General features: G+C 64.6%; 9 protein-coding genes and 3 pseudogenes. 5 read left to right on the top strand and 7 right to left on the bottom strand.

Annotation, left to right across the window (positions count from 1 at the left end):
• The first annotated feature begins 88 nt into the window (after nt 1-88).
• Nucleotides 89-997, top strand: a complete 909-nt coding sequence (locus AC1D0P_RS19975) for a LysR substrate-binding domain-containing protein (RefSeq protein WP_477678348.1) — start codon at nt 89-91, stop codon at nt 995-997.
• Nucleotides 998-1,000: 3 nt separating this feature from the next.
• Here the strand turns inward: AC1D0P_RS19975 and AC1D0P_RS19970 are convergent, their stop codons facing one another.
• Complete coding sequence (locus AC1D0P_RS19970) at nt 1,001-1,288, bottom strand: hypothetical protein (protein WP_477678347.1); 288 nt, start codon at nt 1,286-1,288, stop codon at nt 1,001-1,003.
• Nucleotides 1,289-1,394: 106 nt separating this feature from the next.
• Here AC1D0P_RS19970 and phaC point away from each other — a divergent pair, with 106 nt between their 5' ends.
• The 3 genes and pseudogenes from phaC (at nt 1,395) to AC1D0P_RS19955 (ending at nt 5,053) form a co-directional block, all read left to right on the top strand.
• Nucleotides 1,395-3,137, top strand: coding sequence for a class I poly(R)-hydroxyalkanoic acid synthase (gene phaC / locus AC1D0P_RS19965; RefSeq protein ID WP_477678346.1), 1,743 nt, complete (start codon nt 1,395-1,397; stop codon nt 3,135-3,137).
• A gap of 70 nt (nt 3,138-3,207) precedes the next feature.
• Nucleotides 3,208-4,386 carry an acetyl-CoA C-acetyltransferase gene (locus tag AC1D0P_RS19960; RefSeq protein ID WP_477678345.1) on the top strand — a complete coding sequence of 393 codons (1,179 nt, stop codon included), beginning with the start codon at nt 3,208-3,210 and terminating at the stop codon, nt 4,384-4,386.
• Nucleotides 4,387-4,508: 122 nt separating this feature from the next.
• Nucleotides 4,509-5,053, top strand: a pseudogene (locus AC1D0P_RS19955) (SDR family NAD(P)-dependent oxidoreductase).
• A 105-nt stretch (nt 5,054-5,158) separates the two neighbouring features.
• On the opposite strand, the gene AC1D0P_RS19950 reads toward AC1D0P_RS19955, so the two are convergent.
• Complete coding sequence (locus AC1D0P_RS19950; RefSeq protein ID WP_477678344.1) at nt 5,159-6,001, bottom strand: hypothetical protein; 843 nt, start codon at nt 5,999-6,001, stop codon at nt 5,159-5,161.
• A 247-nt stretch (nt 6,002-6,248) separates the two neighbouring features.
• Here AC1D0P_RS19950 and AC1D0P_RS19945 point away from each other — a divergent pair, with 247 nt between their 5' ends.
• Nucleotides 6,249-7,967, top strand: coding sequence for a cation:proton antiporter domain-containing protein (locus tag AC1D0P_RS19945; protein ID WP_477678343.1), 1,719 nt, complete (start codon nt 6,249-6,251; stop codon nt 7,965-7,967).
• A 7-nt stretch (nt 7,968-7,974) separates the two neighbouring features.
• On the opposite strand, the gene AC1D0P_RS19940 is transcribed toward AC1D0P_RS19945, so the two are convergent.
• From AC1D0P_RS19940 to AC1D0P_RS19920, 5 genes and pseudogenes are all read right to left on the bottom strand, one after another.
• Nucleotides 7,975-8,592: a DJ-1/PfpI family protein gene (locus tag AC1D0P_RS19940; protein WP_477678342.1), complete on the bottom strand. Its 618-nt coding sequence runs from the start codon at nt 8,590-8,592 to the stop codon at nt 7,975-7,977.
• Between the two features lie 37 nt (nt 8,593-8,629).
• A pseudogene (locus AC1D0P_RS19935) lies at nt 8,630-9,235 on the bottom strand (DsbA family protein); the annotation flags it as partial.
• A 63-nt stretch (nt 9,236-9,298) separates the two neighbouring features.
• Nucleotides 9,299-9,994: pseudogene (locus tag AC1D0P_RS19930) on the bottom strand (glutathione binding-like protein); the annotation flags it as partial.
• A 31-nt stretch (nt 9,995-10,025) separates the two neighbouring features.
• On the bottom strand, nt 10,026-10,553 hold the full coding sequence (locus AC1D0P_RS19925; protein ID WP_477678341.1) for a cupin domain-containing protein: 528 nt from the start codon (nt 10,551-10,553) through the stop codon (nt 10,026-10,028).
• A gap of 90 nt (nt 10,554-10,643) precedes the next feature.
• Nucleotides 10,644-11,039 (bottom strand): RNA-binding protein, encoded by a 396-nt coding sequence (locus AC1D0P_RS19920; protein ID WP_477678340.1) that lies wholly within the window; start codon nt 11,037-11,039, stop codon nt 10,644-10,646.
• Nucleotides 11,040-11,392: the final 353 nt, after the last annotated feature.

Raw genomic sequence — 11,392 nt, 5'->3', positions numbered from 1 at the left:
GCCGTAATCGGTGCACCTGTTTTTGGATATCAGCTATCGGAAATAGCAATGACCCTAGAATGAGGAGAACCCTCTCCAGGAGCCCGCCATCGACCTGCGCCGTCTTGAATATTTCGTGGCCGTGGCTGAAGCCGGCAGCTTCAGCAAGGCCGCCGCCGCGTTGGTGATGTCGCAGCCGGCGCTGAGCCAGCAGATCGCCACGCTGGAACAGGAAACCGGCCACCGCCTGCTGACCCGCACCGGTCGCGGCGCCGAGCCCACCGCCGCAGGGCTGGCCCTGTTGCAACACGCGCGCGGCATTTTTGAACTCGCGGAGCGGGCCCGCGCCGACATGCGCGATCGGCAACTGGTCCCCAGCGGGCGCATCACCCTGGGCTTGCCGCCCCGCGTCGCGCATGCCATGACGGCCGATCTGGTGGAACGCTTCCGGGCTGAATTTCCGGATGCGGCCATCAGCGTGGAAGAGGGCTTGAGCATCCGCCTGCGCGAGGGTCTGGTCGCGGGGCGGCTGGACGTGGCCGTGCTCTTCGACCCACCCGCATCGCCGTTGCTGGACATCGAGACGGTGGCGCGCGAATCGCTGGTGCTGATGGCCTCAACGCCCTTGCCCGCGCGCATACGCCTGGCCGACGTGGCGGCGCTGCCCCTGGTGCTGCCGAGCAAACCCAACTCCCTGCGCCAACTGCTTGAGAGTGAAATCAAGCCGCGGGGCTACCGGCTCAAGGTGGTCGCCGAGGTCGATTCGATCAAGACCGTGCTGTCACTGGTGGCGCGCGGCGTGGCGGCCACGGTGCTGCCGGCCAGTGCGGTGCGTGAATGGACACATGCCGCGCCGCCCTTTATGGCGGCCATCCATGCACCGCAAATCCGCAACCGTTTGTGCATTGCCGTGCCCAAGGCGCGGCCGGCCACGCGCGTGAGCCGCTTTTTGGTGCAGCTGACGCGGCAACTGTGTCTGCAGCATTACGGCGAAGCGGCCAAACCGCGCAAGCCCTGAAGCTCAGGGGATTTTGGGGGCTTCTTCCACGGCGGGCGCGGGGACTTCGGCGGCTTTTTCACGGGCGGCCTCCGCATCTGCAGTTTGCTGCAGGAGCTCTTGTGCCGCGCGCTTTTTGAGCGCCTTGCTGCGCGCGGGCGCGCCCATCAGGTAAACCACCAATGCCACAGGGCCCAGTCCATAGAGTACAAAGGTAAACACCGCCCCGAGGACCGTGCCGTTACTGTTGGTAGCTTCGGCAACGCTCATCATGAGCACCACGTAAATCCAGGCGATGACAACCAAATACATAAATACTTGAAACTCTGCGTGCGGTCAGGAATTTTTAAAGCAAATCCTACGATACTGATGGTGTGCTCAAAAGAGTCACCGAGACTCAACATGATCGGGGAGACAGATGAATTCTGACGCAAACCGGGCCCAGGCGGCCCGTCAGATGCAAGAGACCTTTGCCGCGGGCCTGCAACAGGCCATGGGCGCGATGGCAACCGGCGGCATGCCGCCTGGCTTGGGCTTCCCCAAGGGCTTGAATGGCGACCAGGGCCAGCCCCTGCTGCAGTTCGACCCAACCAAGCTCCAGGAACTGCAGCAGCGCTACATCGCGGATGCTTCAGCCCTGTGGAACCAGGGCCTGCAGGACGGCGCCGACACCCTCGTGGCCTCCGACCGGCGGTTTTCCAATGAAGCCTGGAAGACCAACCCGTTCTCGAAATTCTCCGCTTCCACCTACCTGCTGAACGCGCGCACCCTGATGGAATTGGCCGACGCCGTGCAGGCCGACGCCAAGACGCGCGCGCGCGTGCGCTTTGCCGTCGAGCAATGGATGGCTGCCACCGCGCCCAGCAATTTCCTGGCGCTCAATGCCGAGGCCCAGCAAAAAGCCATCCAGAGCCAGGGCGAAAGCATTGCCCAGGGCATCACCAACCTGCTGCACGACCTCAAGCAGGGCCACGTCTCCATGACCGACGAACGTGTGTTCGAGGTCGGCAAGAACGTCGCCACCACCGAAGGCGCGGTGGTGTTTGAAAACGAATTCTTCCAGCTGCTCGAATACAAGCCGCTGACGCCCAAGGTCTACGAAAAGCCCTTCCTGCTGATCCCGCCCTGCATCAACAAGTTCTACATACTTGATCTGCAGCCCGAGAACTCGCTGATCCGCTATGCGGTCAGCCAGGGCCACCGCACCTTTGTGGTCAGCTGGCGCAACCCCGACGAGTCCATGGCCGGCAAGACCTGGGACGACTACATCGAGCATGCCGCCATCAAGGCCATCGAGGTGGTGCAGGAGATCACCGGCGCCAAGACACTCAACGCACTGGGCTTTTGCGTCGGCGGCACCATCCTGGGCACGGCGCTGTCTGTGTTGGCCGCACGCGGCAAGAAGCCGGTGGCCAGCGCCACTTTGCTCACGTCCTTCCTCGACTTCAGCGACACCGGCATCCTGGACATCTTCATCGACGAAACCTCGGTCAAGTACCGCGAGGCCGAGATGGGGCAGGGCGGCTTGCTCAAGGGCCAGGACCTGGCCTCCACTTTCAGCTTTTTGCGGCCCAACGACCTGGTCTGGAACTACGTGGTGGGCAACTACCTCAAGGGCGAAACACCGCCGCCCTTCGACCTGCTTTACTGGAACAGCGACTCCACCAACCTGCCCGGGCCTTTTTACGCCTGGTACCTGCGCAACACCTATTTCGAGAACAACCTCGTCAAGCCCGGCAAGGCCGTGGTTTGCGGGCAGAAGGTCGACCTGCGCAAGGTCGACATCCCGGTCTACCTCTACGGCTCGCGCGAAGACCACATCGTGCCGGTTGGCGGCGCCTATGCCTCCACCCAGCACCTGCCGGGCCCCAAGCGTTTTGTGATGGGCGCTTCGGGCCACATCGCCGGCGTGATCAACCCGCCGGCCAAGAAAAAACGCAGTTACTGGACGCGCGACAAGCTGCCCCAGGGCAAATACCCCGCCACCCAGGCCGAATGGCTCAAGGGCGCGACCGAGCACCCCGGCAGCTGGTGGACGGACTGGTCGGACTGGCTCAAGGGCCATGCCGGCAAGCAGGTTGCAGCGCCCAAGGCCTACGGCAGCCGCAAGCACCAGGTCATAGAGCCCGCGCCGGGCCGCTACGTCAAGGCCAGGGCCTGAGGCCCAGTATGCGCAGCTCTGTCATCATCTTTTAAAAACCATCTCCGAAACTTCATAAGGGAAACACATCATGGAAGACATCGTTATCGTTGCAGCCGGCCGCACCGCCGTGGGTAAATTCGGCGGCTCACTGGCCAAGATTCCCGCGACCGAATTCGGCGCGGCCGTCATCAAGGGCGTGCTGGAGCGCTCCGGCCTCAGCGCCGACCAGGTCGGTGAAGTCATCCTGGGCCAGGTGCTCGCGGCCGGTGTCGGCCAGAACCCGGCGCGCCAGTCCGTCATCAAGGCCGGCTTTCCCAACGGCATCCCTGGCCTGACCATCAACGCGGTCTGCGGCTCCGGCCTCAAGTCGGTGATGCTGGCGGCCCAGGCCGTGGCCACGGGCGACAGCGAAATCGTGATCGCCGGCGGGCAGGAGAACATGAGCGCCGCGCCGCACGTGCTCAACGGCTCGCGCGACGGCCAGCGCATGGGCGACTGGAAGATGGTCGACTCCATGATCGTCGACGGCCTGTGGGACGTCTACAACCAGTACCACATGGGCATCACCGCCGAGAACGTCGCCAAGAAATACGGCATTGACCGCGCGGCGCAGGACGCGCTGGCCCTGGCCAGCCAGACCAAGGCCGCGGCCGCGCAGGACGCCGGCAAGTTCAAGGATGAAATCATCCCCATTACCATCCCGCAGAAGAAGGGCGACCCGGTGGTGTTTGCTGCCGACGAGTTCATCAACCGCAAGACCAGCGCCGAAGGCCTGGCCGGCCTGCGCCCGGCCTTTGACAAAGCTGGCGGCGTGACGGCCGGCAATGCCTCGGGCCTGAACGACGGCGCCGCTGCCGTGATGGTCATGACGGCCAAGAAGGCCGCGGCGCTGGGCCTGAAGCCGCTGGCGCGCATCGCCAGCTACGCCACCACCGGCCTGGACCCGGCCTACATGGGCATGGGCCCGGTGCCGGCCTCGACCAAGGCGCTGCAGCGTGCGGGCTGGAAAGCCCAGGACCTGGACCTGCTCGAGATCAACGAGGCCTTCGCGGCCCAGGCCTGCGCGGTCAACAAGGAAATGGGCTGGGACACCAGCAAGGTCAACGTCAACGGCGGCGCCATCGCCATCGGCCATCCGATCGGCGCCTCCGGCTGCCGCATCCTGGTGACGCTGCTGCACGAGATGGCGCGCCGCGACGCTAAAAAGGGCATCGCCAGCCTGTGCATAGGCGGCGGCATGGGGGTTGCCCTCACACTGGAACGCTGAGCTTGCGGTAACAATGTTCCAACAGGCACACATCGTGCATACGAAGCGATAGCGTTCAGGGAACGCAGTGGAACAGTTCTACGGTATTCAGAGAATTCACAAAATCATTCAAGGAGATCGCAATGGCAAAAAAAGTAGCGTACGTCACGGGCGGCATGGGCGGCATTGGAACCGCCATCTGCCAGCGCCTGGCGAAAGACGGGTTCACGGTGATCGCGGGCTGCGGCCCCACGCGCGACTACACCAAGTGGCTTGACGAGCAAAAAGCGCTGGGCCACACTTTTTACGCCTCGGTCGGCAATGTCGGCGACTGGGATTCCACCGTCGCGGCCTTCGACAAGGTCAAGGCGGAGCACGGCCCGGTGGCCGTGCTGGTCAACAACGCCGGCATCACGCGCGACGGCCAGTTCCGCAAGATGAGCAAGGCCGATTGGGACGCGGTGATTTCCACCAACCTCAACAGCATGTTCAATGTGACCAAGCAGGTCATGACATGGTCAAGGCGATACGCCCCGACGTGCTGGAAAAAATCGTGGCAGGCGTTCCGGCCAAGCGCCTGGGCCAGCCCGAAGAAATCGCTTCCATCATTGCGTGGATCGCTTCCGAAGAGGGCGGTTATGCCACTGGCGCTGACTTCTCGCTCAACGGCGGCCTGCACATGGGCTGAGTGCCGCTGGCGCCTCTAGCGCGTTTGCTGCGCTTGTTGAAAACCCGCCTCGGCGGGTTTTTTTATGGCCCGGCTACCGCCGCGCCTGAGGGCTACGCGAAAAACTCAGGGCAGGGCTTCGAAAGAAACATAGCGTCCCTTGACCTCGAGCGCGGTGTCGGGTTTTTCCGGCGTTTCCGCCGCTTGCTGGAAACCCAGCGACAGGAAGATGCCGTGCTCCGGCAGCCACACGTGCTCCGACCGGCGTTCGGCGGACTGCTCGCTGGCATGGCTGCGGCAACTGATCTTCGGATAGGCGCCGCTGAAGCCGGCRCCTATGCCCGTGCCGTCCACCTGGCCCGAGCGCTCGCAATGCTGGCGGCGCTGGTAGCGCGTGGTTTGCAGCGTCAGGCTCTTGCCGTCTGTGTCGGATAAGCGGTCCATCAGCAGGTCCAGCTTCCATGCGGTGGAGTCGGGTGCCCCGCCTTCGGGTTTGCCGCTGAGGGATTCAGCGGAGTCGTTGTACCAGCCGACCCGCCCCAGCAGGTCATGCACCAGCGGCGCGACTTCGCGGCTGCGCGTATGCACCGAAAACAGGTTGCGAAAAAGGACGTAGCGCTCCTGGTAGATCACGCTGCGGCCTCCCAGGTCATACCAGTCGTCCTGGCGCATGACCAGGCCATTCCCCATGGGTTGCAGCGTCACGCGGATTTCCACTTCCACCAGTCCGGCCGGCGAGGAATAGCTGCGCCGGGTGGCGTACTTGAATGAGCGTGTGACGGGTTTGCCGAACGACGGGTCCAGCACGGCGGCCGTGGCGACCACCTGGGGCGAAATGTCCGAGAGTGCCAGCGGCTGGTAGGGATGCAGGTAGGCGGCTACAGCCAGCACTACCGCGATCAGCATCAACGGCGCCCACCAGTAGCCGATCAGCCGGTTTCGCGTGACGGAGGGCGTTGAAGTCGGCATGCGGCAATTGTAGGCAGCGCCATGCCGCCGGCCCCCTGGTTTACCCTCGATGGCGAGGGCTCGTTTGGCCCTCTCCATGGCAAACGTCCTGCAAGGGCGTGGGGGTTTTGGCGGATGCCCGGCCGCGCAACTGTAGTAAATTCATTGAACGTGTTCTACGGGGACAGCCCGCCTGCCGGGCTGCGTCGCAGGCCTTCCTTGGAGCCTGAAAGGGTTCTTCACCTTTACCAGAAGGAATCCCTCTCGCATGCCCCATAGCGTCTCCCTGATCAGCACCATCGCCGCCGGCCTGGGCCTCGCCCTCATTTTTGGTTTTCTCGCCGTGCGGCTTCGTTTGCCCGCGCTGGTGGGTTACCTGCTGGCGGGCGTGATCATCGGGCCCTTCACGCCCGGCTTTGTGGCTGATGCGGAGATCGCCAGCCAGCTCGCCGAAATCGGCGTGATGCTGCTGATGTTCGGCGTGGGCCTGCATTTCTCGCTCGACGACCTGCTGGCGGTGCGCAAGATCGCGGTGCCCGGCGCCGTCGTGCAGATGACGGTGGCGACCGCGCTGGGCATGGGCCTGGCGCACTGGTGGGGCTGGAACCTCGGCGGTGCGCTGGTGTTCGGCCTGTCGCTCTCGGTGGCCAGCACCGTGGTGCTGCTGCGTGCGCTCGAGAGCCGCGGCATCCTCGATTCGGTCAACGGGCGTATCGCCGTGGGCTGGCTGGTCGTCGAAGACCTGGCCATGGTGCTGGTGCTGGTGCTGCTGCCGCCGCTGGGCGGCTGGCTGTCGGGCAAAGTCGATGCCGACGTCAACGCGCTGTGGAAAMCGCTGGGCATCACGCTGCTGCAGGTGGGCGGTTTTGTGGCCCTGATGCTGGTGGTGGGGCGCCGCTTCTTCCCCTGGGTGCTGTGGCAGGTGCAGCGCACCGGTTCGCGCGAGCTGTTCACGCTGTGCGTGGTGGCCGCCGCCGTGAGCATCGCCTTCGGYGCAACGGCGCTGTTCGGCGTGTCTTTCGCGCTGGGCGCCTTCTTCGCCGGCATGGTGATGCGGGAATCCGAGTTCAGCCACCGGGCCGCCGAAGAGTCGCTGCCCCTGCGCGACGCTTTCGCCGTGCTTTTCTTCGTGTCGGTGGGCATGCTGTTCGACCCCTGGGTGCTGCTCGAGCGGCCGCTGCAGGTGCTGGCCGTGGTCGGCATCATCATCGTGGGCAAGACGCTGGCGGCCGGCGTGCTGGTACTGGCCTTCCGCTACCCGCTCAACACCGCGCTCACGGTCTCGGCCAGCCTGGCGCAGATCGGCGAGTTCTCCTTCATCCTGGTCGGCCTGGGTGCTTCGCTGGGCCTGCTGCCGCCCGAGGGGCAAAGCCTGGTACTGGCCGGCGCCCTGATCTCGATCGCGCTCAACCAGCTGGTGTTCAAGGCGGTGGAGCCGCTGCAGCAATGGATACTGGCCAAGTCGCCGCTGGCACGCAAGCTCGAAGCGCGCGACGACCCGACCGCCGAGTTGCCGGCCACCACCGACGAAAAATATCTGTCGCACCACGTGGTGCTGGTCGGCTACGGGCGGGTGGGGCGTCGCATCGCCGAGGCGCTCAAGGAAAATCACATCGCTTTTGTGGTGGCCGAGCAGAACCGCGAAGCGGTGGAGCGGCTACGGGCGCAGGGCATAGCCGCCGTGTCGGGCGACGCGGTGGAGGCCGAGGTGCTGGTGCAGGCGCACATCGCGCAGGCGCGCATGCTGGTGATCGCCACACCCGACACGCTGGACGTGCGGCAGATGGTGGCGACGGCGCGGGCGCTCAACCCCGCCATTGAAATCGTGGTGCGCACCCACAACGAGGCCGAAGCGCGGCTGCTAGCCAGCGAGAAGGCCGGCAAGGTTTTCCTCGGCGAGCACGAGCTCGCGCAGTCCATGACCCGCCATGTGCTGGAGCGCTCCGGCGCGGCCGCCTCAGCCACAACACCAGGCGCAAGCCACTAGTGCTGCCTCAGGCCGTGGCCAGCGCCGTGTCCATGAAAGGCGTGATGTTCTTCATCGCGCGCGCGACGTAGTCTTCTTTTTCTCCCACGGGCGCGACGTAGTGCATCGCGCTGCGTGCCTCTTCAAGGCCCACCAGGCGGGCAATCACCCAGGCGGCCAGGTACTGCGACGCCAGGCAGCCGCCCGCCGTGGCAACATTGCCCCTGGCCACAAAAGGCTGGTTCAACACCTCGACACCGGCTTCCTCGACCCAGGGTTTGGTCGTCAGGTCGGTGCACGCCGGCACGCCATTGATCAAGCCCAGTTTTGCCAGCACCAGCGTTCCCGAGCACTGCGCGCCCAGCAACTGGCGTGAAGGATCCAGCCGCAATTGCGCCATCAAGGCCGCATCGGCGACCACTTCGCGCGTGCGCATGCCGCTGCCGACGATGACCGCGTCGGCCGTGCCGGCCTCGGCAAGCGAGGCTTGCGCTTCAAGCACTACGCCGTTCATGGACCGGACGCGCGCTGCCGGGCTGGCGATGGAGACTCGCCAGCCAGGCAGCTTGACCCGGTTGAGGATGCCGAGCGCGATCAACGAGTCGAGTTCGTTGAAGCCTTCGAAGGTGAGGATGGCGATGTGCATGGTGGCGTTTCTTTGTGATGGGTTTGGGCGCACGCTCTTAATTTTTGGCCCTGGCGCGCAGCACGGCCGAGCGCACCAGCGCCAGCCTGTCGTTGCCGAAATACATGTCCTCGCCGACAAAAAAGGTGGGTGAGCCGAAGGCGCCTCGGCGTATGGCTTCGTCGGTGTTGGCTTTGAGCTGCTCCTTGATGCCGGATGTGGCGATGCCCGCCGCGAACGCTTCAGCGTCAATGCCCACTTGCCGGCAAATGGCGGCCAGCACCTCGTCCTGCGAGATGTCTTCCTCGCGCGTGAAATAGGCCGCGAAAGTGGCCTCAATGAAGGCCAGGTAGTGCGGCCTGGCCGCCGTATCCTGCGCGATCCACAGGCAGCCGCGCATGGCTTTGACGCTGTTGACCGGGAATACCTTGGGCGGGAAGGCGATCTCCAGGCCCGCTTCGCGCGCGTTGTCTTGCACGTCCTTGAGCGTGTAGCGGTTTTTGGGGGTGTCCATGTCTTCGCGCGCTGCGTAAATGCCCTTGTTGACGCTGTTGAAGATCCCGCCCACCAGCACAGGCTTCCAGGCTATGGTTTCCTGAAGCTCGGCCGCCAACGGCTGGATATTGCGAAAGGCGATGTAAGTCCAGGGGCTGGAGCAGTCGAAGAAAAATTCAATCATGGTCTGTCTCTTTGTGGGGGAAATCAGGAAGCGCTTGTGAGCGCCTTCGCGCACGCTTTGCGCGGTCTGCCCGAACAGGGCTTTGCGCGCCTCTTCGGTCAGCGCCGGCGCGCGCAGCTCCTTGCCCAGGTCCAGTCCGCGCCTGACGGCGGGCCTTTCAAACAAGGCGTCGTACCAGCGCTGCACGTGGGGAAACTTTTGCAGATCCACCTGCTGGGCCTTGTGCGTGCACACCCAGGGGAAAATGGCCATGTCGGCAATGGAGTAATCGGCGCCGGCCACATGTGTGCCCGTGCGCGCCAGCTGGGCATCGAGCACGCCGTAAAGCCGGTCCACTTCCTTGCCGTAGCGCTCCATGGCGTAGGGGATTTTCTCGGGCGCGTACAAAAGAAAGTGGCCGTTCTGCCCCGCCATGGGGCCCAGCCCGCCCATCTGCCACATCAGCCATTGCAGGGCCTGGTAGCGCTCGCGCAATCCCGTGGGCAGGAAGCGGCCGGTTTTTTCGGCCAGGTAGAGCAGGATGGCTCCGCTTTCAAACACCGGCACGGGGGCGCCGCCGCCGGCGGGCGCATGGTCGACGATGGCCGGCATGCGGTTGTTGGGGCTGATGGCCAAAAACTCCGGCGTGAACTGCTCACCCTTGCCGATGTTGACGGGCACCAGGCGGTAGGGCAGGCCGCATTCTTCGAGCATGATGGAAATTTTCCATCCGTTGGGCGTGGGCCAGTAGTGCAGGTCGATCATGGGGTTCTCGAGGTTCTTGAATGTTGTGAGGTCAGATCAAGGATGCCAGTTGCGGGTGCTCGGCAGCGATGCGCCGGGCTTCGCTGCCCCCCGGCTCCATCATCCGGAAATCCGAAAAATCAAATCCCGGTCCGACCATACAGGCCACGAGCGTGTGGCCCGCTGTGTCTCCGGCGTTGGGCCTGGCGGCTTGCCACAGGCCAGCCGCGACGACGTGCTGGGGAATGGTGGCGGCGCTCACAGGGCCCAGCATCGCGCCGTGCAGGCGGCTGTCCGCCGCGTCCCAGGTCCAGAGTTCCAGCGGCGAGCCTTCCAGGTGAACCCACACCTCGTCGGACAGCACGCGGTGCCAGCGCGAGTGCTGCGCGGCTTCGAGCAGGAAATAAATCGAGGTCAGGGCGCTGCGCGCGGGCCTGCCGTCCTGCGGCATGACCTGGCCTTCGGAGCGGAACACCTCGCGATACCAGCCGCCTTCAGGGTGGGGCTGGAGTTGCAGCTGTTCAATCAGTTGCTGCGCGCGCGGTGTGGGTGTGGAGGCGGGATGGCTGGGCTGGGGCATGAGGCGCAGTGTGCCTCAAAGCCGGGCCGGATTTCTCAGACAGCGGCGATTGCCCCTTGGCCTCTGCAGGACAGGCGCTACTGCAGGGCGCTATTCGAGGTCTTCGATGGCCAGGCTGTGGTACTTCTGCGCGTAGGAAAAGGGCACCTTGCGCACCACGGTCATGATGCGCTCCGTGGTCTCCTTGTTCGGCACGGGAATCATCAGCGCATGGTGGCCCTCGCGGGCCAGGTCCACGTATTTATGGACCGTGGCGCCTTCGGTGCCGACACGCGGCAGGCGCACGTCCGAATGGCCGTCGGCGGGGCTGATGCTCTCGATGACTTCTTCCGGCGTCAGCAGCATGACGCCGTCGCTGCTCACTTCCAGTTCCTGGGCCACCTGTTTGGCATCCTCGGCGTCCGGGAACATGATGAAGGCGTAGCCGGTGGGGTAAAACGTGCCGCCCATACTGAGCATTTTTTTGGTCATTTCAAAGTGCTTCATGGCGAGTCCTTTCATGCATTGCGTTGCATCAACGAATCATTAAGGCGCGGAAACTCAGGGGTTTCCGGTCAGCGCTTACATCCTCTTCCTGTAAGACGCGGTCGTCAAGTCTGTGCCGTTGAGGGCGTACGKGGTTTCCCCCTTCAAGCAGGGGCCGCGGGACTGGCTTTGCCAGATGGCAGGCGCAGCGCCCCCCTAGGGGCAGAGAGCTACACGCAGCGGGCGAACGTGGGGGCTCTTCTTTTCAAGCAAGGGCCGCGGAACCGGCTTTGCCGGGCCGCAGGCGCAGCGCCCCCGAGGGGCTGGAGCCCGCGGCTCCAAGCCTGCCTGCGCAGGCTTGGACGGGCGACAGG

The organism is Polaromonas sp. P1_G2, from assembly GCF_056405515.1.
This window is presented reverse-complemented; position numbering and strand designations above follow the sequence as displayed.